Origin of the sequence: Streptomyces yerevanensis (assembly GCF_000716805.1) — a bacterium.
Taxonomy (GTDB): domain Bacteria; phylum Actinomycetota; class Actinomycetes; order Streptomycetales; family Streptomycetaceae; genus Streptomyces; species Streptomyces flaveus.
In genome coordinates this window covers 84,222-107,238 of sequence record NZ_JNWJ01000019.1, presented here as the reverse complement: position 1 = coordinate 107,238, position 23,017 = coordinate 84,222, and the positions used below count along the sequence as shown (strand labels likewise).

Sequence of the window (23,017 nt, the reverse complement as noted above, 5' to 3'; positions counted from 1 at the left end):
GATCAACAGACAAGACCGGCCACAAGACCAAGGAGGCCCCGGTGTCCCCCACGTATGACGTGATCGTCATCGGTCTCGGCGGAATGGGCAGTGCCGCCGCCCACCATCTGTCCGCGCGCGGTGCCCGTGTGCTCGGCCTGGAGAAGTTCGGCCCGGTCCACAACCGCGGTTCCAGTCACGGCGGTTCGCGGATCACCCGGCAGTCCTACTTCGAGGACCCGGCGTACGTACCGCTGCTGCTGCGCGCCTACGAGCTGTACGACGAGGTGGAGCGGGCCACCGGCCGGGACATCGCGACGCTCTGCGGAGGCGTGATGATCGGCCCGCCCGACTCGCTGACCGTCTCCGGCTCACTGCGCTCCGCCACGCAATGGGATCTGCCCCACGAGATGCTGGACGCGGCCGAGATCCGCCGTCGCTTCCCGACCCTGAACCCGGACGACGACGAGATCGCGCTCTACGAGCCCAAGGCCGGCCTGGTCCGCCCCGAGAACATGGTCGCGGCTCATCTCCAGCTCGCCACCCGGCAGGGCGCCGAGCTGCACTTCGAGGAGCCGATGACGCGCTGGGAGCCGTACAAGGACGGCGTGCGTGTCCATACGGCCGACGACACCTACACCGCGGGCCAGCTGGTGATCTGCCCGGGGGCGTGGGCGCCGCAGCTGCTCACCGATGTCGGGGTGCCGTTCACCATCGAGCGGCAGGTCATGTACTGGTTCCAGCCGGCCGGGGGTGTCCAGCCCTTTGTGCCCGAGAAGCATCCGATCTACATCTGGGAGGACGCGGCCGGGGTCCAGGTCTATGGCTTCCCGGCCATCGACGGCCCGGAGCTGGGCGCCAAGGTCGCCTTCTTCCGCAAGGGCGTCGAGTGCACCCCGGAGACCATCGAGCGGACCGTGCACGAGCACGAGACAAAGGCAATGGCGGACCACATGTCCCGCTGCATACCCGAACTGCCCGGTACCTTCCTCAAGGCCGCCACCTGCATGTACTCCAACACCCCTGACGAACACTTCGTCATCGCGCGCCACCCGGCGCATCCGGAGTCCGTGACCGTGGCTTGCGGGTTCTCCGGGCACGGCTTCAAGTTCGTGCCGGTCGTCGGCGAGATCCTCGCCGATCTGGCCCTGAAGGGCACGACCCACCATCCGATCGGCCTGTTCGACCCCCGCCGCCTCGCCGCCGCGCCCGCCTGAGGAGTACGCACGTGACGACGACCCCGATTTCTCCCACTACCCCCGCCCAGCTCTCCCCGAGCCTGGTGGCCACCCTGCCGGGCCACTACTACACCGACCGGGAGATCTTCCGGCAAGAGCAGGAACGCGTCTTCGAGACGATGTGGTTCTGCGCCGTCCGCTCCGCGGACCTGGAGAAGCCCGGAGCCTTCCGCACCGTCCAGATCGGCCGCGAGAGCGTCCTCATCACTCGCTCCCGCACCGGGGAACTGCGCGCCTTTCTCAACATCTGCCGGCACAGGGGTGCCCGGCTGTGCACCGAGGAATCCGGCGAGGTGCGGCGCAACCTCCAGTGCCCGTATCACGCCTGGACCTACGACCTTGACGGCAAGCTCGTCGCCGCGCCCAACCTGACGCGGATGCCCGACGTCGACCGCACGACGTACGGCCTGGTCAAGGTGGCCCTGAGGGAGTGGCTCGGCTACGCCTGGGTCTGCCTGGCGGACGAGCCGCCCTCCTTCGAGGAAACGGTCATTGGGGCCACGATCGAGCGCCTCGGCGACGTCGCGTCCATCGAGCGCTACCGCACCGAAGGCCTGGCGCTGGGCAAGCGCATCACCTACGACGTGAAGGCCAACTGGAAGCTGATCGTCGAGAACTTCATGGAGTGCTACCACTGCGCGACGATCCATCCCGAACTCACCGACGTGCTCCCCGAGTTCGCCGACGGCTACGCCGCCCAGTACTTCGTCGGCCACGGGGCCGAGTTCGGTGAGGGGGTCGAGGGCTTCACGGTCGACGGCACCGAGGGCTTCGGGCGGCTCGACGGCATCACCGACGACCAGGACCGCCGCTACTACGCGATCACCGTCCGGCCACAGGTCTTCATCAATCTGGTGCCCGATCACGTGATCATGCACCGGATGTTCCCGATGGCGGAGGACCGCACGGTCGTGGAGTGCGACTGGCTGTACGCCCCCGATGTCATCGACTCCGGAGCAGATATGTCCAAATCAGTCGAACTGTTCCATCGTGTTAACGTTCAGGACTTCGACGCTTGCGAGCGTACTCAGCCTGCCATGAGTTCGCGGGCCTACCGCTCAGGCGGCGTGCTGGTGCCCAGTGAGCACCACATCAGCGCGTTCCACCACTGGCTGACGCAGAAGCTCAGCCCCGAGGACGGCCCGGAGAGCACAGGAAACTCAGGGAACGCGGCGCACGTACAGAACACGGAAGCCCCCATGTTGTTGTGAACCACATCACACCATGCGGTGATCGTGAATGACTTCGACAGTCGTGGGCAGGCGAACCCACCCCGTGTCGCAACCAGACGGTGGCGTCATCGGGCCGGGTACGTCCCGGCACGCACGACAAGGAGCAAGAACCGAATATGGCCCAGCAGGAGACAGACGACTACGACTATGTGGTCGTCGGCGGAGGTACCGCGGGTTCTGTCATCGCCTCCCGCCTCACCGAGGACCCCGCGGTCCGCGTCGCCGTGATCGAGGGCGGTCCGTCCGACGTGGACCTGCCGGAGGTGCTGACACTGCGGCGCTGGCTGGGCCTGCTCGGCAGCGACCTCGACTACGACTACCCGACGACACCGCAGCCGCGGGGGAACTCCCACATCCGCCACAGCCGTGCCCGGGTGCTCGGCGGCTGCTCGTCCCACAACACCCTGATCAGCTTCAAGCCGCTGCCCTCCGACTGGGACGAATGGGCGGAGGCGGGCGCCGAAGGCTGGGACGCGGTGTCCATGGACCCGTACTACGACCGGCTGCTGAACAACATCGTTCCGGTGGACGAGAAGGACCGTAACGCGATCGCCCGCGACTTCGTCGAGGCCGCACAGGAGGCCGTGGGCGTGCCGCGCGTCGAAGGCTTCAACGAACAGCCCTTTCATGAAGGAGTCGGCTTCTTCGACCTCGCGTACCACCCGGAGAACAACAAGCGGTCCTCCGCCTCGGTCGCGTATCTGCACCCCTTCCTGGACCGCCCCAACCTCCATCTGCTGCTGGAGACCTGGGCGCTGCGTCTGGAGACGGCCGGCGGACGGGCCACGGGTGTTCGCGTCCGGGCCCAGGACGGTACGGAGACGACCGTCACCGCGGCCCGTGAAGTCATCGTCTGCGCGGGCGCGGTGGACACCCCGAGGCTGCTGATGCTCTCCGGTATCGGGCCCAGGCAGGACCTGGAGACACTCGGCATCCCCGTCGTCCTCGATCTGCCCGGAGTCGGCGAGAACCTTCTCGACCATCCGGAGTCGGTGATCGTGTGGGAGACCCACGGCCCCATACCCGACAACTCCGCGATGGACTCCGACGCGGGTCTGTTCGTGCGCCGGGACCCGGCCGCCAAGGGCCCGGACCTGATGTTCCACTTCTACCAAATACCGTTCACCGACAACCCCGAGCGCCTCGGCTACGAGAAGCCGCGCTACGGAGTGTCGATGACGCCCAACATCCCCAAGCCGAAGAGCCGCGGTCGCCTTTACCTCACCAGTGCCGACCCGGCCGTCAAACCCGCCCTCGACTTCCGGTACTTCACCGACGAGGACGACTACGACGGACGCACCCTGGTGGACGGCATCCGCATCGCCCGCGAGATCGCCAGGACCGAACCGCTCGCCGCCTGGCTGAAGCGGGAGGTGTGCCCGGGTCCGGAGCTCACCGGTGACGAGGAACTCGGCGAGTACGCCCGCAAAGTGGCGCACACCGTCTATCACCCCGCCGGAACCTGCCGCATCGGAGCCGTCGACGACCCGCTCGCCGTGGTCGGTCCCGATCTGACGGTGCGCGGACTGGGCGGTCTGCGCATCGCTGACGCCTCCGTCTTCCCGACCATCCCTGCCGTCAACCCGATGATCGGGGTCTTCATGGTCGGCGAGAAATGCGCCGACCTGCTCACCCGGACCACCTCCCCCGGAGACGATGCCTGATGTCCACGTCCATGACGAAAGAGGAGACGGTGCAGGACACCGCCTCCGTTTTCTCCGTACGCAATCTGTGGAAGGTCTTCGGGCCGAAGGCCGAACGCATACCCAACGGGGAACTCGCAGAGCTGCCGGCCGACGAACTGCGCCGCCGCACGGGCTGCACGGTCGCCGTGCGCGACGTGAGTTTCGATGTACGGCAGGGCGAGGTGTTCGTGGTCATGGGCCTGTCCGGCTCCGGCAAGTCCACCCTCGTGCGCTGTCTGACCCGGCTGATCGAACCCACCTCCGGCGTGCTGGAGATCGACGGTGAGGACGTCCTCGCCATGGACAAGGCCCGTCTGCGTGAGCTGCGCAGGCACCGGGCGGCCATGGTCTTCCAGCACTTCGGGCTGTTGCCGCACCGCTCGGTGCTCGACAACGTCGCCTACGGACTCGAGATCCAGGGTGTGGACCGGCTCGAACGCCGCGCTCAGGCCATGAAGGTGATCGCCAAGGTCGGCCTCGAAGGCATGGAGCACCGCCGTCCCACCCAGCTGTCCGGCGGCCAGCAGCAGCGTGTCGGACTGGCCCGGGCGCTCGCCGTCGACCCTGAAGTCCTGCTGTTCGACGAGCCGTTCAGCGCCCTGGACCCGCTGATCCGCCGCGACATGCAGGAGGAGGTCATACGCCTGCACCGCGAAGAGGGCCGCACGATGATCTTCATCACGCACGACCTGAACGAGGCGCTCAGGCTCGGCGACCGGATCGCGCTCATGCGCGACGGGGCGATCGTGCAGTGCGGCTCCCCGGAGGAGATCGTCGCCGCCCCGGCCGACGACTACGTACGGGACTTCGTTCGCGACGTACCCCGTGAGCAGGTCATCACGGCCCGCACCGCCATGCGCCCGGCGCGGGACGGCGAGGCGGGCGTCGGCCCCGAGGTCACCCCGCTGTCCACGGTCGCCACCGCCATCGAGGCCGTTGCCCGCGACGGCTCGCCGGCGCGGGTCATGGACGACGGCAAGCTGCTCGGCATCGTCGACCACGAAGCCCTGCTCGCCGTCGTGGCGGGCCTCGACACCGCCTCACCGAAGGCGGGTGCGGCCGCATGAGCGCGCATACCGGTACGACGGATCGCGGCGCCCACTCCGGCAGAGATCGCCGGAACGCGGCGGTGAGCGGCCGATGAGTACCACGATCCCCACCAAGCCGGACAGCCCGAACCCGGAGAAGGTCGGCTCCCCGCCGGGCGGCCCCGAAACCGCCGGCGCTCTGGCCAGGCTGCGGGCCAGGCTGTCCGTCATGCGTCCCGCGAGCCGCCGGCTGACCGGCCTCGCCGCCCTCGCGATGGTGCTGGTGCCCGTCGCCGCCGTGCTGTGGGGCAGTGACAGCTGGCCCGGCGCACTGGGTGTGGACATCTCGGGACCGCTCGACGACTTCAGCAAGTGGATCGTCGACAACCGCGACACCAGCCCGGTCTTCCTCTACTTCCTGCTGCACATCAGCAACACCTCGGTGGACGCTGTGGACGGCGTCTACCAACTGCTGGACTTCCTGGGCTGGACGGGTGTCACCGCCGCCGGTGTACTGCTCGCCTGGCGGGCCGGCGGAGCGGGCCGGGCCGGGCTCAAGGTCGCCGCGATCGCGCTCGGCGCCTTCGCCGGCTGCGGCCTGCTCGGCATGTGGGAACCGGCGATGCTCACGCTGGCCCTCATGATCGTCGCGGTCGCCGTCTCCGCACTGGTCGGCTTCCTGCTCGGCCTGGCGGCCGGCCTCTCCGACCGGGTCGACCGGGCCCTGCGCCCTGTCCTGGACACCATGCAGGTGCTCCCGGCCTTCGCGTACCTCCTGCCCTTCGTACTGATCTTCGGTACCGGCTCGCCCGCCGCCCTGCTCGCCACCGTGATCTACGCGGCGCCCCCCATGACGCGGCTCACCGCACTGGGTCTGCGGGGCGCCGACCCGGCCGTGCTCGAGGCCTCGGCCTCGCTGGGTGCGAGCGGCTGGCAGCGGCTGCGCACGGCCAGGCTGCCGCTGGCCCGCAAGGAACTGCTGCTCGGCCTCAACCAGACGATCATGATGGCCCTGTCCATGGTGGTCATCGCCTCGGTGATCGGGGCCGGCGGTCTCGGCGACGAGGTGTACTCCGCGCTGTCCACCGTCGACGTCGGAGCGGCGCTCGCCGCGGGCATCCCGATCGTGCTGATCGCCGTATGGCTGGACCGCACGACCGAGGCCGCGGGTGAGCTGCTCGGCGCGCCGCCTGCCGCCGACGGGCCCCGTGCGGTGCGCGTGCCGGTGTACTTCGGCCCTCGTCCGCTGCGCCTTCGCTCCCGGCTGCTGTACGCCGGTCGGATCCGCTGGATCACGGTGACCGTGAGCACCGTGGCCACCGTCCTCGGCATCGTGGCGGCCCTCGTGGCGGGCAAGCTCGCCGGTGCGGCGGCATGGCCCGATGGATGGACGTTCGACATCTCGGGCCCCGTCAACGACTTCCAGGACTGGATGGTCGACCACGTCCACGCCGGTGTCCCCGTCCTCGGCGGCACCGAGGTCTGGGCGTCCAACTTCACTTCCTGGGTGCTCAACCCGCTCCGTGACGTCCTCCAGGGCGCCCCGTGGTGGTCGCTGCTCCTGCTGGTCGCGGGCCTGGCGCTGCTGGCCGGCACCTGGCGCACCGCGCTCGGCGCGGCAGCGGCGCTGGCGGCCACCGGTGTCCTCGGTGTCTGGTCGAAGACTCTGGACACGCTGTCGCAGGTCCTGGGCGCCGTGGCGCTCACCCTGGTGCTGGGCGTCCTCATCGGCATCCTCGCCGCCCGTGTCTCCTGGGTGGAGCGCATGCTGCGGCCGGTGCTGGACGTCCTGCAGACCCTGCCGCAGTTCGTGTACCTCATCCCGGTCGTCGCGCTGTTCGGAGTGGGGCGCGCCGCCGCGATCACCGCGGCCGTCGCGTACGCCCTGCCCGCCGTGGTCCGCATCACCACCCAGGGTCTGAAGCAGACCGACCCGGCCGCTCTGGAGGCCGCCCGTTCGCTGGGGGCCACCGGTATGCAGCAACTGCGCCAGGTCCAGCTGCCGTTGGCCAGGCCGGCGCTGCTGCTGGCCGTCAACCAGGGTGTGGTGCTGGTGCTGGCCGTCGTCATCGTCGGCGGCCTGGTCGGCGGCGGGGCCCTCGGCTACGACGTCGTGTACGGCCTGTCCCGCGGCGACCTCGGCGTCGGCCTGGTGGCGGGCGCGGCGATCGTCTGTCTCGGTCTGGTACTGGACCGGGTGACCCAGCCCGCACCGGCGCGGAGGAAGGACGGCTAGCACGCCAGTCACGGTCGCCCGAGCCGGTCGACTCCACTGCAGAACACGCAAGTTCACCACTGACCACGCACAGGCAAGCAGGCCCGCGCGGGGGCAACCGCAACCGGGCTTGAGCAGGCTCTTGAGCAAGCTAAGGAAGAACTCATCGTGCAGACCAGACAACGCCGCATATTCCGTTCCGCCCTCGCCGTCGCCGCCGGCCTCGGCCTGACCGCCGTCGCCGGCTGCGGCGCTGCCGACACCGGCAAGTCCGCCTCCGCGGGCAGCACCGACACGATCACCCTCACCAAGCCCTCCTGGGTGGGCGCGGAGGCCAACACGGCAGTCGCCCAGTACGTGCTGGAGACCGAGCTCGACTACAAGGTCAACACCAAGCAGATGGGCGAGGTCATCGCCTGGGACGCGCTCAGCAAGGGCACGATCGACGCCATCATGGAGGACTGGGGCCACCCCGAGCAGGAGAAGCAGTACGTCACGGACAAGAAGTCCGTCGTGGCGGCGGGCGATCTCGGGGTCACCGGCCACATCGGCTGGTTCGTCCCCAAGTACTGGGCCGACGCGAACCCCGACGTCACCGACTACAAGAACCTCAGCAAGTACGTCGACGAGCTCAAGACCTCGGAGAGCGGCGGCAAGGGCCAGCTGCTCGAAGGCTCCCCGGACTACGTCACCTTCGACGACGCCATCATCAAGAACCTGAATCTGAACCTCAAGACGGTCTACGCGGGCTCCGAAGCCGCCCAGATCACCCAGATCCAGCAGAACGCCAAGGCCAAGAAGCCCTTCCTCACCTACTGGTGGACCCCGCAGTGGCTCAACGCCGAGGTGGAGATGGTCGAGGTGAAGCTGCCGGAGTACAAGGAGGGCTGCGACGCCGACCCGAAGAAGGTGGCCTGCGCCTACCCCAACACCCCGCTGCAGAAGTTCCTCAACGCCGACTTCGCCAAGGACGGCGGGAAGGCGGCCACGTTCCTCAAGAACTTCAAGTGGACCGCGGAGCAGCAGAACGAGGTCGCCAAGATGATCGCCCAGGAGAAGATGTCCCCGGAGGCGGCCGCGAAGAAGTGGGTGGACGCCAACCCGGACGTCGTCAAGGCCTGGCTGCCGTAGTCACAGGCCGCCCGGCTCCCGTAACCACACGCCCGGCTGACCTGGGCCATCGCGTGACGTCATGAGCCGCGGCGTGAGTTGACGGCTGTGATCGCGTGCCCCGCCGCCCCGCCCCGCACGGCGGCCGGCGGGGGCACGCGGACCGTGCCCGCCCAGCCCCGCCGAGTCCCGTCGGGCCTGGAAGCAACCGAAGGAATCGACCATGCCGGACCTGTTCATCGGCGGTGCCTGGACCGCCGCTCTCGACGAGGGGACCCGTGAGATCCGCTGTCCCGCCGACGGCAGTCCGGTCGCGGTCGTCGACGAGGCGGGAGGCAAGGACACCGCCCTGGCGATCGCCGCCGCCCGGCACGCCTTCGACGAGGGGCCCTGGCCGGGCACCCCGGCCGCCGAGCGTGGCGACCTGCTGCTGCGCGTCGCCGATCTCCTCGTACGCGACAAGGCGCTGCTGGCCCGCGCCGAATCCCTCGACACCGGCAAGCGGCTGGTCGAGAGCGAGTACGACATGGACGACATCGCCAACTGCTTCCGCTACTTCGGCCATCTCGCGGCGCAGGTCGGCGACCGCGTCGTCGACACCGGCAACCCGGATGCCGAGAGCCGGGTGGTGTACGAACCGGTCGGCGTCTGCGCGCTGATCACCCCTTGGAACTACCCCCTTCTCCAGACGGCCTGGAAGGTCGCCCCGGCCCTGGCCGCCGGAAACACCTTCGTCCTCAAGCCCAGCGAGCTCACCCCGCACTCGGCGATCCATCTGATGCGGCTGCTCGCGGAGGCCGGGCTCCCGGCGGGAGTCGCCAACCTGATCCTGGGCTCGGGCCCTGAGGCGGGCGCCCCGCTGGCCGACCACCCCGACGTCGACATGGTCTCCTTCACCGGCGGTCTGCAGACCGGTCGCCGTCTGATGGCCACGGCCGCGGGCACCGTCAAGAAGGTCGCCCTCGAACTCGGCGGCAAGAACCCCAACATCGTCTTCGCCGATGCCGACTTCGAGACCGCCGTCGACATGGCGCTCACTGCCGTGTTCCTGCACTCCGGGCAGGTCTGCTCGGCGGGCGCCCGGCTGCTGGTCGAGGACTCGCTGCACGACCGGTTCGTCGACGAGGTGGTGCGCCGGGCCCAACTGATCCGGCTGGGCGGTCCGTTCGACGAGCAGGCGCAGACCGGCCCGCTGATCTCCGCGCAACATCTCGCCAAGGTCGAGGCGTATGTCGCGGCGGGGCTCACGGAGGGAGCGGTGCTGCGCTGCGGCGGCGCCCGCCCCAGCGGCGACCCGGCTCTGGCGGACGGCTACTTCTACCTCCCCACCGTGCTCGACGAGTGCGGCGCCGGCATGTCCGTGGTCCGGGAGGAGTCCTTCGGCCCGGTCCTCACCGTGGAGCGGTTCACCGACGAGGACGACGCGGTCCGCCTCGCGAACGACACGATCTACGGCCTCGCCGGCGCCGTCTGGACCTCCGACCAGGAGCGCGCGCAGCGCGTGGTGTCCCGGCTGCGCATCGGCACGGTCTGGATCAATGACTACCACCCGTACGTTCCGCAGGCGGAGTGGGGCGGCTTCAAGCAGTCCGGCTTCGGCCGCGAACTCGGTCCGACGGGTCTGGCGGAGTACCAGGAGCCCAAGCACATCTGGCGCAACACCAGCCCGGCGCCTCAGGGCTGGTTCTCCTGACGCCCTGAGGTCAGCCGTGGCCAGGCGCTCAGGTCACGGCCGGGCGCTTGAACATGCGGGTCGCCGTGATCTCGCTGTGTACCGATTCGCCCTCCCCGGCCGGGGTCTGCTGCGGCAGCCCCGGCCGGAGGTGTTCCTCCACGCTGATGTACTTCAGGCCCGCCCGGAGGTCTGCGTCATTCCGCAGCCGGATCACCAGCGGGAACTCCGCCAGCGCCGTCGTGTCGAACAGGCCGGTGGTGTAAAGGAGTTGGACGCCCAGCGCGTCCGAGACCGCCCTCTGCAGTTCCAGCAGATACGTCGCGTTGGCCCGCCCGATGGGGTTGTCGAGGAACAGCGTGCCCGCGTGCCGTTGTTTGTCGCGGCCCCGGTCGTTCGAGCGGAGTGCGGCCATCGTGCAGTACAGGGCGATGGCCGCGGTGAGCAGCTGACCGCCGGAGAACACGTCGCCCATCTGTCCGACGGGGACGCGCTCGGCGCGCAGTACGGCGTCCGGCTTGAGGATCTCGACAGCGACGCCCTTCGGCTGGAGTGCCGCGCCGACACCGCGCAGGAGCAGCGTCATGCCGTCGCGGCGCAGGTCGGAGTTCTTCTTGACGGCCGCGCGGGTCGCCTCGTCGATGACCTCGCCGAGCCGTTCGGTGAGCGTGGCCTGGTCGGGTTCCTCGAAGCGGATGCGCAGGAACTCCTGCCCGGACCACTCGCCGAGCCCTTCGGGGAGACGGGACAGCCGCTGGGCGGACCTCAAGGTCGCCAGCGCCGACTCCACGAGTCCTCGCAGCCGGTCGACGATCGAGTCCCGGTTGCGCTCCAGCTGTGCCAACTCGTCGGTGAGGACCCGGAGTCGGGGTGCGAAGGCGTCCGCCCACTTCTGGGCGTGCTCGGGCAGCGCGGAGGCTGGCAGCTCGCGGATCTGCTGCCGGGCGGGGGTGCGAACCTGTTCGTAGCGCGTCGAGTTGGCATGCCGTACGAGGATGTCGCTCGCCTCCCGTACGGCTGCCTCGGCGGCGGAGAGGTCGGCGGCGCAGCCCCGCAGGGAGCGGCGGGTCTCTGCGGCGGACTGCCGGGCCTCCTCGAGGGTGCCGGGGTACGGCTCGGGCTCCTCCTGCTCCTCCTCCGTGGCGTGCTCGCGCAGGAGGTCCCGCAGGAGGGCGGCCGTCTCGTCGAAGCCGCCGGCCGCGTCCTCGGCGGCTCGGTGGGCGTCGAGCAGTTCGGCGTGAGCCTCACGTGCCTGGCTCAACGCCTCGGTACGGGAGGCGAGTTCGGCCGTGGCGGTACGCAGCAGGCTCTGCGCGTGCTCGGCGTCGCGCGGGAGAAGCTCCTCGGGCAGCTCGGTGTGGGCCTCGCCGTCCTCGGGGGCGTGCCGCTCGGCCTCGCCGCGCAGCCGGCCGAGCTGCTCGCTCGCGGTCGACATACGGGTCTCCAGCAGCTGGACGAGCTCCTCGGCCCGGGCGGCGGCGGCCTGCCGGGACGGCCCGTCGGAACCGTCCGGGGACTGAAGAAGCTGCGCCGCGCGCGTACGCACCTTGTTGCTGAGCCGGTCCAGCTCGGCGAGCGCGGCGCTCTCATCGCTCTCGGCCCGTGCCTGCTCGGCCCGCAGATCGGCACCGACCCCGACCTTCTCGTAGAGCTGTGACGCGGCGCGGTAGGCCTCGCGAAGGGCGGGGAGAGAAGGCTTGGGCTGGGCGTGGCCGGAGGCCTTGCCGCCCGGTTTTTCTCCTGTTGTGTCTCCTGTTGTGCCTGCCTTGGGAGCGCCCTCGCCCTCCGCCGCTCCATCGTCCGGTACGTCGTCGGGGACGCCCGCGATCTCCGCGCGCTCGGCGCGCAGGGTGCGGGCCGTGCGGCGGGCGTCGTCGGCGGCGCGCTGGGCGGCGCGCCGGTCCTCGTCGGCGGCGCGGGCGCGCTCCAGGCAGGACTGGGCGCGGGCCTCCGATTCGGCTGCCTCGTCGGCGAGTTCGCGCAGTCTGGCCTGCCAGCCGGCCCGCTCGCGCAGCCGGAAGGCGAGTCCGGCGAGCGCGTCGGCGGCCCGTCGGGCCCGCTGCGCGGCGTCCTGGCGTTCGTCCCGTACCCGGGCCGCGTCGGACGCGGCCTCGTCGGCCTCGGCCCGCACGGTACGCGCCTCGGCGAGTCCGGCCTCGGCCTCCTCGGCGAACGCGCGCGCATCGCGGGCCGCCGCGGCGAGTTCGGCGAGCCGTCCCGCCGGACACCCGGTACGCCAGGAGGCGAGGCGCGCCGCCAGCTCACGGTCCTTGGCCAGTCGGGCCGCCAACTCCCGGATCTCCTCGTCCCGTTCGGTCGCGCGCGTGCGCAGCGCCTGCCGCTCCTCGTCGGCGGCGTGCTCGTCGTGCATGGCCGGGTTCGGCGGTACGAGGAATACGTCGCTGCGGCCGCCGTCGCCCGCGTCGTGGGCCGGCGTCGGGGCGAGCAGCGCGGCGGCCGTACCGACGGCCACGGCGGACCGGGGCAGCAGCGCGGCATCGGCGAGGGCTTCGCGGGCGCGCGCGTGGGTTTCCGGATCCGTGATGATGACGCCGTCCACCAGCTCGGGCCGGGCGGTCAGTACGCGCGCGTGGTCGACGGGGTCGACGGCCTGCGCAAGATAGCGCCAGCCGGGGAGCGCGGGGATGCCGTGCTCGCCCAGGTACTCCACAGCGGCCATGACGTCCGGCCCCGGTGGCAGCAGCCCGCCGTCACCGAGGGCGCCAAGAATCCGCGCGTCGTCGGCCGCCACTGTCCGCAACTCGAAGAGCTGCCGTTCGGCGGAGGCGACGCCGTCGTCGAGCAACTCCCGCAACTCGTCGGCGTAACGGTCCAACTCCTCAGCGGTGAGGGGGCCTTCAGGCATCGGTTGGACAGCGGTCACACCCTGGCCCTCGCCAGGAACGCCCGTCATGTCACCGCGTACACCACCCGCGGTCCCACCGGAGCCATCCGCCCCCGCTCGGGGTGACGGCACCCCGCCACGTCGCCCGCCGGGGGCGTTCGGCAGGCTCAGCAGTTCCGCCAGCCGCTCCTCGCCCGCCAGGGCTTCGGCGGTGGTCCGCTCCGCGTCGTAGGCGCGCTCGGCGGCCGTCGCGGCGTCCGACGCGCGGGCCGCCGTGAGTTCGGCGCGGGACTCGGTGGCGGCGGCCTCGCGGGCGTGTTCCGAGGCGCGGCGGGACGCCTCGCGTGCGGTGTCCCAGGCGGCGACGGCGGACTTTTCGGCGTCGCTGGCCGCAAGGGCCGCGCGCGCGGGGTCGGCGTCGGGGGCGGTGTCGTCGAGCCAGCCGGCGCGTACCGCCTCGGCGGTCTCCTGCTCGACCTCGCCGAGCCGCTGCCTCAGGTGACCGACCTCGCTGCGGGCGCGCTGCGCCTCGGTGGCGGCGGCCGTCGAGTCGCGGTGGGCGGCCTCGCCGGTCTCCTGGAGTGCGGCGGAGCGCTCCTCCTCCTCGTTGGCGACCGTCTCGGCCCCTTCGGCCGCGGAGTGCAGCGCGCGGACGAGGTCGACGGCGGCCTTGGCGCGCGCGGCGAGCGCGGGCGCGGCATCCCGCTCGGCCTCGCGGATCGCGACGGCCACACGCGCGGAGCGGTCCGCGGCGGCCCGGTGGCGCAGCACCGCCTCGGCGGCCTGCCAGGCGGAGTGCAACGTGCGCGCGTCGGCGAGCTCGCGCTTCTGCGCCGCCGCGGCCTTCTCGGCGCCGGCGAGCGCCAACGAGGCGTGCCGATAGGCGAGTTCCGCCGCGATCAGCGCGCTCCTGGAGCGGGCGCCCTCGGCCTCGGTGACCGTGTGCGCGGCGGCGGTGACCCGCTGGGCGAGATCGGCGGACCGGACCCGCTCCCGCACGGCGCGCGCGGTCAGCCGCCGGGCCAGCGTGCGCGTACGCCGCTCGGCGGCCGTGTGGATGTCCCGCGCACGCGAACGTGTCTCTGCCGCCTCCACGATCCGCCCGAGCAGATCCACGGACCCCGCCGTGAACTCCCGCTCGGCGATCAGCTCGGCCCGCCGCCCCAGCTTGTTGCCGAATCCGCCGACCAGGTCCGCGAGCCCGTCGGTGTCCCGGGTGTCGGTGACCGCGCGCAGCAGCAGGTCGGTGAAGTCGGAGTCCTTCTTGACCGCGAAGAGGCCGGCCGCCTCGCCCTCGTCGGAGTTCATCTCCCGCTGGTAGCGGAAGAGTTCGGGATCCAGACCGAGATCCCCGAGGTGTTCGTTCCAGCGGTCGTGGATCTCCTCCCAGTGCACCTCCAGGTGCGGGTACGCCTTTCCCGCCTCCGTGATCGCGTCCCGGAAGCCCTTCATCGTGCGGCGTCGCCCCTGCGCCCCGGACACGCCCTCGACGTGTGGCCGTACGGCCGTGGCCTCGGCGACCGGCAGATTGTCCAGGCTCAGCCCGGGCCCGGGCCGGAACGAGTACCACGCCTCCGCGAACTTCCGCGGATCGTTGGAGACCTGGCGCCCGCGCCACTCGCTCACCTTGCCGACCACGACGCACTCACCGGTCAGCGTGTGCTGCCACTCCAGCGCGACATGCCCGCAGTCGTCGGCGAGCAGGAACTTCCGCAGCACACCCGAACTGGCCCCGCCCAGCGTGTTCCGGTGCCCCGGCAGCATCACCGAGAAGATCAGCTTGAGCAGTACGGACTTGCCGCCGCCGTTCTCCAGGAAGAGCACGCCCGCGGGCGCGGGACGGCGCGGCGGCCCGGCCGGCTCCTCCTCGAAGAACTCCGCCTGGGTGGGCGCGGGGTCGGGCACGGGCTCGCCGACACCCCGCAGGTCCAGCACGGTGTCGGCGTAGCGCGCACCGGCCGGCCCGATGGAGTAGAGGCGGATCCGGGACAGCTCGTACATGGCGGCGGACTCTCGTAATCGGACATATTCGGAAGGGAGTTGGGCTCGGTCGGAGTCGGAGGTGGTCGAGGCCAGGGGACGTCGAGGTCGGGAGGCGGCGTCATGGTCTGGAGTGGAACGGCAGCCCGGCGTCGGCCGCCAGCTCCAGGTCGTCGGTGTCCTCGGCGGGCAGCAGGGTCGCGGTGCCGTCGGTGACCGGCACGATGCCCAGCTCGAGCAGCTCGGCCATGGCGGCGCTGCCCGCCATGTCGCGCACCTGGAGCTGGTAGCGGGCGGTCGTGCGGTACGTGCCTCCGCCGTCGTCCCCGGTGCGCTGCAGAAACCCGGAGTCGGTGAGGAACGCCACGGCCTTGCCCACGATGCCGGTGGTCGAACCGGCAAGGCGGCGCGCGTCCTTGGTCGCCCCGGTCGCGCTGCGTCTGGCCCAGATCCGCCAGGCCGCCTCGAGACCGGGCGCGTCGGTGGCCGGATCGGTGATCTCGCCCTGCTCCTCGGCCCGCTCTTCCAGGCGCCGGCAGGCCTGCCGTACGAACGCGTCCACTCCGTTGACCGAAACCCGCCCGATGTACCCGTCGTCGGCGAGGTCCTCGGGCCGCGGAAACGCCATCGCGGCCACAGCGAGATGCGCCAACCCGTGCAGGAACCGGTCCCCGGCGTCCGCGGACGCCCGCCGCGCGTAGTCCCCCATGCGCACGGCGAACACCGAGTCCTCGGCTGCCGTCACCGCCATCCCCGCGCGCGGCGACACCTCCAGTACGACCAGCCCGAGCCCCGTGGCAACGGCATCGGCGAGCCGGGCGAACGCCGGGTCCTCCCGATACCGCCGCAGCAGCTCGGCGTACTCCTGGTCGCGGGCGGGCTGCAGTTTGGGCTGCAGCCCGAAAGCGACGAGCCGCGCCGCGTCGGCGGCGTCGGCAGGGGTGACGGCACTGCTCACCGGCGCTCCGGCAGCCTCTGGTTCACTCCACTCGACGTGCTCGGTCACGGTTAGGACTCCTCGGGAATCTGGCAAACGCGGGCGAGACCAACTTGGTCAGGGGCGCGGGGCGTGACACCATGCGGCCCCGCCGCGCGGGCGCGACAAGCCACCGACGGCCCGCAGCCAAAGAACGACCCGCCGTTCATCGGCCCTCCAAGCGGAGCGCCGCCGCGTCCAACAGCGCCATGCCCACGATGAGATCTGCCCCGCCGAACTCCGGATCGTCCAACTCGGTCCCGTCGTCCACCGAGAACAGCAGCTTCTCCTCGCCCTGCCGACAGGCGGTACCCACCGGCGGGCTGGCCGCATGCACGGCCAACAGTGCGACCAGGTACGGCAACTCGGGGTCCGAGCGGCGCGCATCCGCCAGCAACCCCGACAACCGCCGCGGCGCATCGGCCGGCAGATCCAGCAACTCCATGGCCGCGGCCAACTGCTCCTCGCTGAACCGGCTGTCGTCCGGCGTGGCGATCAGATCCGGCTCGGGCATCTGAGCTCCGAGATGTTCCCGCTCCATGGGCGGCGCCAGCAGGATGTCGACCAGATCTCCGACCCGTACGGACACCGGAGTGCGCAGGCCCGTCCCGCGCGCGAAGAACGCGTCCGTCACGTGCAGGGCCTGCTCGACGGGCAGGGGCAGCACCGGCGCGACAAGGTGCCCGTACAGGTCGATCCCCGAAGTCGCCATGGGCGCGGCGAAGGCCTGTCGGTCCTGCTCGGCGCGGAACAGCGGGCCGGCCTCCAGGAGGCGGGACTGCAACTGCGTATGGCGGCGGATGCAGTCCTTGACGATGTCGACGAGCTCGGCGGCACGGCGCTTGTGCTCGGGATCCTCGGACTCGTCGCGGGCCTTGCGGATATTGGTGAGGATCGCGTTCTCGTGGCGATAGCGGTCGGCCACGTGGTCGAGCGCTTCGGTGATCATGTCGGGCACGGTCTGCAGCCAGTCCACCGCGCGGACATTGCGCCGCGTCGCGTCCAGGGCCCTGCGGAGCGTCTCGGAGTACTGCACGGTCCGGTAGCGGGCCTGCTCGGCGGCGAGCTGTGCGTCGGCGAGCCTGCCGCGGCTGATCAGCACCTCCAGCTTGACCTCGGCGGCGATCTGCGCGCTGGTGACGTCCGTGTCGAGGGCGCCCACCAGGACGTTGACCGCCTCGTCCGTCGTGCGGAGATACACGCTGCCGCCGTAGCCGGGCACCTCCTCGATCAGCTTGAAGTCGTAGTCGCGGCGCACATAGGAGCCGTCGGGTGTGAATGTGCCGTATACGGCCCGGAAGCCGCGGTCGACGCTGCCGACGTTGATCAGGTTCTCCAGGACCCAGCGGGCCACGCGCTCGTGCTCGGCGACGGGGCGGCGCGGGGCCTGCGCGGCGATGCGCGGGATGAGCCTGGCGACGATCTGGTCGTGGTCGGCGCCCGTGTCGAAGTCCATGTTCAGTGTGACGAGGTCGATGGCGGCGAGGGCCACCTCCGCCATGCCGTACACGGAGTACTCACCTGCGAGGTTCGCCTTGCGTACATCGAGGTCGTGCAGGGGTGCGGTGCAGGCGAGCGCGCGCAGGCGCCGCGCCAGACCCTCGTCGGCGGCCGGGCCCGGGGCGGGCCGCGGCCCCGCGCTGAGCTGGGGCGGAACACTGTCCGTCGATGCAGGCGAAGTCACGATGCAAAGACTAGGTCCTGGGTCTGACAACGCACCGAACGCCCCAGAAGGGCGCCCGCGTCACTTCGGTTTCTGCTCCGTCACCCGTTGCCCATAGACCTCCACGACCCGCCTGCGCGAATCGACGAGGTAGACCGCCAGCAGTTGCTCGGCCTCGTCCCGGCCGCCGTCCTGGAGGGCCTTCAGGATCTGGCCGTTGCGGGCGAGGTACGGCTCGTGCAGCCGTCGTGGGTCGTCCACCAGGTGGAAGGCGAGCCGGAGTTCGGCGAGGACCCCGTTCATCAGTTCGTCGGTGCGGGCGCTTCCGGCGAGCGCCACCAGCTCCCGGTGGAAGCGGATGTTGGAGGTGCCCAGGGCTTTCCAGTCCTTTTCGCCCGTCGCCCGCTGCCCGTCGGCGACGGCTCGGGCGAGACCGTCCACGGCGTACGGCGGCTTGCCGAGACCGCGGACGACGGCGCACTCCACGAGGCTCCGGGTGCGGTAGATGTCCTCGACGTCCTCGACAGTCGGGATCCGTACGAACACGCCCCGGTTGAGCTCGTGCACCAGCAGCCGTTCGTGCGTGAGCAGCCGGAACGCCTCGCGCAACGTGTTGCGCGAGACGCCGAGCGCGCCGCCGATGCTGTCTTCGGACAGCCGCGTGCCGGGCGGGAAGAACCCCTCGGCGATCCGGCTCCTGAGGATGTCCGAGACCCGCTCCGCGGTGCTGGTGCGTCCCAACAGTGCGCGATCGTCCGCCAGTCCGTTCAGTTCGGCCACACCCGGATTCAATCGCAGATACAAGAACGAAACAACATAGGTATTGAAGGATCGTTCAACGATCCTCTACCTTGCTGGAACAGGCGCCGCCGCTCGTCCCGGCGCCGACGGCTTCCCCACGCCGGTTCAGTTCCTCAGCGCTTCCGCACGGCACGGCTCATCAGTCCTGAAGCACCCTCCGTCCTCAACTGCGAGGTGCACCATGAGCACGACCCCTCCACCGCAGGCCCTCACCACCGAGACCCGCACCGATTCGGGCGAATCCGCCACCGACGAGGGCGCGTTCGCCTGGCTGCGGGCCCTGGGCCCGCGGGGCCGCCGCGCCTTCGGCGGCGCGTTCGGCGGCTACGCCCTCGACTCGTACGACTACTTCACGCTGCCGCTGAGCATGGTGGCCCTGGCGGCGTACTTCGGCCTCAACAGCGGCCAGACCGGGCTGTTCACGACCGTCACGCTGGTCGTCTCCGCGATCGGCGGTGCCATCGCGGGTGTGCTCGCGGACCGGATCGGGCGCGTCAAGGCCCTGATGATCACGGTGATCACGTACGCGGTCTTCACCGTGGCCTGCGGCTTCGCACCCAACTACGAGACCCTGCTGGTGTTCCGTGCCCTTCAGGGGCTCGGTTTCGGCGGCGAGTGGGCGGTCGGCGCGATCCTGGTCGCCGAGTACGCCAGCCCGAAGCACCGAGGACGCACGCTTGGCGTGATCCAGAGTTCCTGGGCCGTCGGCTGGGGACTCGCCGTGCTCGTCTACACGTTGGTCTTCCAGTTCATGGACGACGACATCGCCTGGCGGGTGATGTTCTGGACCGGCGCGCTGCCCGCACTGCTCGTCATCTGGGTCCGCCGTCATGTGAAGGACGCCCCCAAGGCGACCGAACGCCGCAAGGAGAGCCCCGAAAAGGGCTCGTTCGCGGCCATCTTCAAGCCGGGCACGGCCGAAGCACCCGGACTGCTCCGGACGACGATCTTCGCGGTCCTGCTCTCCACCGGTGTCCAGGGCGGCTACTACACGCTGGCCACCTGGGTGCCCACGTACCTGAAGACGGAGCGCGAACTGTCCGTCGTCGGCACCGGCGGCTATCTCACATTCCTGATCAGCGGAGCCTTCCTCGGCTATCTGACCGGTGGCTATCTCACCGACAAGCTGGGCCGCAGGCGGAACATCTGGCTCTTCGCGGTGCTCTCGGCGATCTGCATCGTGGCCTACGCGAACATCCCCACCGGCGCCAACACCCTTGTCCTTGTGCTCGGTTTCCCGCTCGGCTTCTGTATGTCGGCGATTTTCAGCGGCTTCGGTTCGTTCCTGAGCGAGCTGTACCCGACGGCGGTGCGCGGCACGGGGCAGGGTTTCACGTACAACACCGGCCGCGCCGTGGGCGCCGTCTTCCCGACCTGCGTCGGGTTCCTGGCGGACAGCTGGGGGGTCGGCGGTGCGCTGGTCTTCGGCGCGATCGGCTACGGTCTCGCGGCGCTGGCCCTGTTCGGACTGCCCGAGACGCGGGGGAAGGAGATCCTGTGAACCGCACTCAACTCCGGCACCAGGACGTGCTCGACGAGCACGCGCACGCGTGGAGCCCCGACGAGGCGCGCACCCGCTTCCGTTCGGGCGTGTCGGGCCCCACCGCGGGCTGCGCGGCGGGCCACACCCAGGCGAACCTGATCTCGGTGCCCGCCGACTGGGCGTACGAGATGCTGCTGTTCTGCCAGCGCAACCCGAAGCCCTGCCCGGTCCTCGACGTCACCGACGCCGGCTCCTGGAGCACCGTCCTCGCCCCGGGCGCCGATCTGCGCACCGATCTGCCGCGCTACCGAGTCTGGGAACACGGCGAATTGGCCGACGAGCCCACGGACGTGCTGGCCCATTGGCGCGACGACCTCGTGTCGTTCCTCATCGGGTGCAGCTTCACCTTCGAGTGGGCGCTGGCCGAGGCCGGCGTACCGCTGCGCCACCTCGAGCAGGGACGCAACGTCTCCATGTACGTGACGGGCCGTCAGTGCCGTCCGGCGGGGCGGCTGCACGGCCCCATGGTGGTGTCGATGCGCCCGGTCCCGCCCGAGCACCTGGCGGCAACGATCCGGGAGACCAGTCTGCTGCCCGCGGTGCACGGCAGCCCGGTCCACTGCGGCGACCCGGACGTACTCGGCATCGAGGACCTCACGCGCCCCGACTTCGGCGATCCCGTGGACGCCGGTCCCGACGACATCCCGGTGTTCTGGGCCTGCGGCGTCACCCCGCAGGCCGCGGTGATGGCCTCGCGCCCACCGTTCGCGATCACCCACGCACCAGGCCAGATGTTCATCACCGACGCCCGCGACGAGCAGTACCGCGTGGCCTGACAGAAGGAATCGACATCTCCATGACCTCGATCGATCTCAACGCCGACCTGGGCGAGGGCTTCGGCCGCTGGCGCCTGACCGACGACGAACAACTGCTGTCCGTCGTCACCAGCGCCAACGTGGCCTGCGGCTTCCACGCCGGGGACGCGGCCACCATGCGGCGGGTGTGCGAGCTGGCGGCCGAGCGCGGCGTACGGATCGGCGCCCAGGTCTCCTACCGCGACCTGGCGGGCTTCGGACGGCGCGCGATGGATGTGCCGTCCGACGAACTGGCGGCCGAAGTGGCGTACCAGATCGGCGCCTTGGAGGTCTTCACGCGCGCGGCGGGCGCGCGCGTGGCGTACGTCAAACCGCACGGCGCGCTCTACAACCGTGTGGTGCACGACGAGGAGCAGGCCCGGGCCGTGGTCGACGGGGTGCTCCTCGCGGACGCCACGCTCCCCGTGCTCGGGCTGCCCGGATCCCGCTTCCTCGACGTGGCGGAGAAGGCCGGACTCCCGGTCGTCACCGAGGCGTTCGCGGACCGTGCCTACACGGACGAGGGCACGCTCGTGCCGCGTAGTCAGGACGGCGCCGTGATCACCGACCCCGGTGCCGTTGTGGAGCGCTCCGTGCGCCTCGCCGGCTCCGGCGTGGTCGCGTCCCGCTCCGGGCGGGACATCGGGGTGCTCGCCCGTTCCCTGTGCGTGCACGGCGACACGCCCGGAGCGGTGGAGCTGGCGCGCCGGGTCCGTACGAAGCTGGAGGCGTCGGGCGTCCGCGTGGAGGCGTTCGCATGAGGGCGCTGCCGGTCGGCGACCGTGCCCTTCTCGTCGAAGTCTCGACGGACGAGGAGGCGCAGGCCCTGCACGCGGATCTGCTGCGCCGTCGCGCGGAGGGGGCCCTCTCGGTACGGGAGATCGTCCCCGCGGCCCGTACGGTCCTCCTGGACGGCCTCGACGACCCTGTGCGCCTGGCGGAGCAGCTGGCCGCCTCACAGGTGCCGCCTGTGCCCCCGCGCGCCGGGGAGATCGTCGAGATCCCCGTCCGCTACGACGGTCCCGACCTCGCGGAGGTCGCGGCGCACTGGGACGTGTCCCCCCACGAGGTGGCGCGGATCCACGCGGCGGCCGAGTTCCGGGTCGCCTTCTGCGGGTTCGCGCCGGGCTTCGGCTATCTGACCGGCCTCCCGGCCCGCTACGGGGTGCCGCGCCGCGCGACACCCCGTACGACCGTCCCGGCCGGTGCCGTGGGGCTCGCGGGCCCGTACACAGGCGTGTACCCGCGGCCGTCGCCGGGCGGCTGGCAGTTGATCGGCACGACGGACGCCGTTCTGTGGGACCACGCGCGCGTGCCCGCCGCGTTGCTGTCACCGGGAACCCGGGTCCGCTTCGTCCCTGTGGGGACCGTCCCGGTGGGGTCCTCATGACGGACCGTGCTCTCGCCGTCGTACGGGCCGGGGCGCTGACAACCGTGCAGGATCTCGGGCGTCCCGGTCACGCGCACCTGGGCGTACCGCGTTCCGGTGCGCTGGACGGTCCCGCCGCCGCCCTGGTGAACCGTCTGGTCGGCAATCCACCCGAGGCGGCGGTCCTGGAGACGACGCTCAACGGCTGTGCTCTACGGCCGCGTTCGGCGGTCGTCGTCGCGGTCGGCGGGGCCCCGTGCCCGGTCTCCGTGGACGGCCGCCCGGTGCCCTGGGGAGCCCCGGTGCTCGTGCCCGCCGGGGCGCTGCTGTCGGTGGGAACGGCGGTCTCCGGAGTACGCAGTTATGTCGGCGTGTCGGGTGGGGTGGCCGTCGAGCCGGTGCTCGGCAGCCGGTCGACGGACCTGCTTTCGGGCCTCGGCCCACCGCCCCTGACCGACGGGACGGTGCTCCCCCTGGGGAGGCCGAACGCCCCCCACGCGCGCGTGGACGTCGCCGCGCAGCCGGGCCCGCCCGCCGAACTCGTACTCCGAGTGACCCTCGGCCCCCGCGACGACTGGTTCACGGCATCGGCCGTACGCGCCCTTACGACGCACACGTACCGGGTCTCCTCGGCGAGCAACCGCATCGGCCTGCGCACCGAGGGGCCCGCCCTGGAGCGGGCGCGCCCCGGCGAACTCCCCAGCGAGGGCATGGTCCTCGGCGCGATCCAGGTGCCCCCGGACGGCAGGCCCGTGGTGTTCCTGGCCGATCACCCGACCACCGGCGGCTACCCGGTCATCGCCGTCGTCCGGGCCACGGACCTCCCTGCCGCGGCCCAGGCCGCGCCGGGCACGCCGGTGCGGTTCGTGACCGTGCGGCGCCGTTGA

General features: G+C 71.1%; 16 protein-coding genes. 12 read left to right on the top strand and 4 right to left on the bottom strand.

Annotated elements, in window-relative coordinates; genetic code table 11:
- The first annotated feature begins 41 nt into the window (after window positions 1–41).
- The 7 genes from solA (at window position 42) to OP79_RS21170 (ending at window position 10,180) form a co-directional block, all read left to right on the top strand.
- Complete coding sequence (gene solA, locus OP79_RS21200) at window positions 42–1,196, top strand: N-methyl-L-tryptophan oxidase (RefSeq protein WP_033321867.1); 1,155 nt, start codon at window positions 42–44, stop codon at window positions 1,194–1,196.
- 11 nt (window positions 1,197–1,207) lie between these two features.
- Window positions 1,208–2,428 (top strand): aromatic ring-hydroxylating oxygenase subunit alpha, encoded by a 1,221-nt coding sequence (locus tag OP79_RS21195; RefSeq protein WP_078491916.1) that lies wholly within the window; start codon window positions 1,208–1,210, stop codon window positions 2,426–2,428.
- Between the two features lie 137 nt (window positions 2,429–2,565).
- Window positions 2,566–4,113, top strand: coding sequence for a GMC family oxidoreductase (locus OP79_RS21190; RefSeq protein ID WP_033321866.1), 1,548 nt, complete (start codon window positions 2,566–2,568; stop codon window positions 4,111–4,113).
- The gene (locus tag OP79_RS21185) at window positions 4,113–5,201 is read left to right on the top strand and encodes a quaternary amine ABC transporter ATP-binding protein (RefSeq protein WP_033321865.1); all 1,089 of its coding nucleotides are present in this window, start codon (window positions 4,113–4,115) and stop codon (window positions 5,199–5,201) included. The genes OP79_RS21190 and OP79_RS21185 overlap by 1 nt, the downstream gene beginning before the upstream one ends.
- A gap of 73 nt (window positions 5,202–5,274) precedes the next feature.
- Window positions 5,275–7,398: an ABC transporter permease subunit gene (locus OP79_RS21180; protein WP_078491915.1), complete on the top strand. Its 2,124-nt coding sequence runs from the start codon at window positions 5,275–5,277 to the stop codon at window positions 7,396–7,398.
- Window positions 7,399–7,545: 147 nt separating this feature from the next.
- Window positions 7,546–8,508 (top strand): ABC transporter substrate-binding protein, encoded by a 963-nt coding sequence (locus OP79_RS21175; RefSeq protein ID WP_033321864.1) that lies wholly within the window; start codon window positions 7,546–7,548, stop codon window positions 8,506–8,508.
- A gap of 202 nt (window positions 8,509–8,710) precedes the next feature.
- On the top strand, window positions 8,711–10,180 hold the full coding sequence (locus tag OP79_RS21170; RefSeq protein WP_033321863.1) for an aldehyde dehydrogenase family protein: 1,470 nt from the start codon (window positions 8,711–8,713) through the stop codon (window positions 10,178–10,180).
- 28 nt (window positions 10,181–10,208) lie between these two features.
- Here OP79_RS21170 and OP79_RS21165 read toward each other — a convergent pair whose 3' ends face one another.
- From OP79_RS21165 to OP79_RS21150, 4 genes are all read right to left on the bottom strand, one after another.
- Window positions 10,209–15,005, bottom strand: a complete 4,797-nt coding sequence (locus OP79_RS21165) for a hypothetical protein (protein WP_033321862.1) — start codon at window positions 15,003–15,005, stop codon at window positions 10,209–10,211.
- 100 nt (window positions 15,006–15,105) lie between these two features.
- On the bottom strand, window positions 15,106–15,990 hold the full coding sequence (locus tag OP79_RS21160) for a hypothetical protein (RefSeq protein WP_033321861.1): 885 nt from the start codon (window positions 15,988–15,990) through the stop codon (window positions 15,106–15,108).
- Between the two features lie 136 nt (window positions 15,991–16,126).
- Window positions 16,127–17,644: a hypothetical protein gene (locus OP79_RS21155; protein ID WP_033321860.1), complete on the bottom strand. Its 1,518-nt coding sequence runs from the start codon at window positions 17,642–17,644 to the stop codon at window positions 16,127–16,129.
- Between the two features lie 60 nt (window positions 17,645–17,704).
- Complete coding sequence (locus OP79_RS21150) at window positions 17,705–18,403, bottom strand: GntR family transcriptional regulator (RefSeq protein ID WP_033321859.1); 699 nt, start codon at window positions 18,401–18,403, stop codon at window positions 17,705–17,707.
- A 202-nt stretch (window positions 18,404–18,605) separates the two neighbouring features.
- On the opposite strand from OP79_RS21150, the gene OP79_RS21145 reads away from it, so the two are divergent.
- The 5 genes from OP79_RS21145 to OP79_RS21125 are packed head-to-tail and all read left to right on the top strand — an operon-like array spanning window position 18,606 to window position 23,017.
- Window positions 18,606–19,925, top strand: a complete 1,320-nt coding sequence (locus OP79_RS21145) for an MFS transporter (protein ID WP_033321858.1) — start codon at window positions 18,606–18,608, stop codon at window positions 19,923–19,925.
- Window positions 19,922–20,743, top strand: a complete 822-nt coding sequence (locus tag OP79_RS21140; RefSeq protein ID WP_033321857.1) for a putative hydro-lyase — start codon at window positions 19,922–19,924, stop codon at window positions 20,741–20,743. The genes OP79_RS21145 and OP79_RS21140 overlap by 4 nt, the downstream gene beginning before the upstream one ends.
- 20 nt (window positions 20,744–20,763) lie before the next feature.
- Window positions 20,764–21,522, top strand: coding sequence for a LamB/YcsF family protein (locus OP79_RS21135; RefSeq protein WP_033321856.1), 759 nt, complete (start codon window positions 20,764–20,766; stop codon window positions 21,520–21,522).
- Entirely contained in the window at window positions 21,519–22,151 is a 633-nt protein-coding gene (pxpB, locus tag OP79_RS21130; protein WP_033321855.1) for a 5-oxoprolinase subunit PxpB, read from the top strand. The genes OP79_RS21135 and pxpB overlap by 4 nt, the downstream gene beginning before the upstream one ends.
- Window positions 22,148–23,017, top strand: coding sequence for a 5-oxoprolinase subunit C family protein (locus tag OP79_RS21125; RefSeq protein WP_033321854.1), 870 nt, complete (start codon window positions 22,148–22,150; stop codon window positions 23,015–23,017). Before pxpB ends, OP79_RS21125 begins: the two co-directional genes overlap by 4 nt.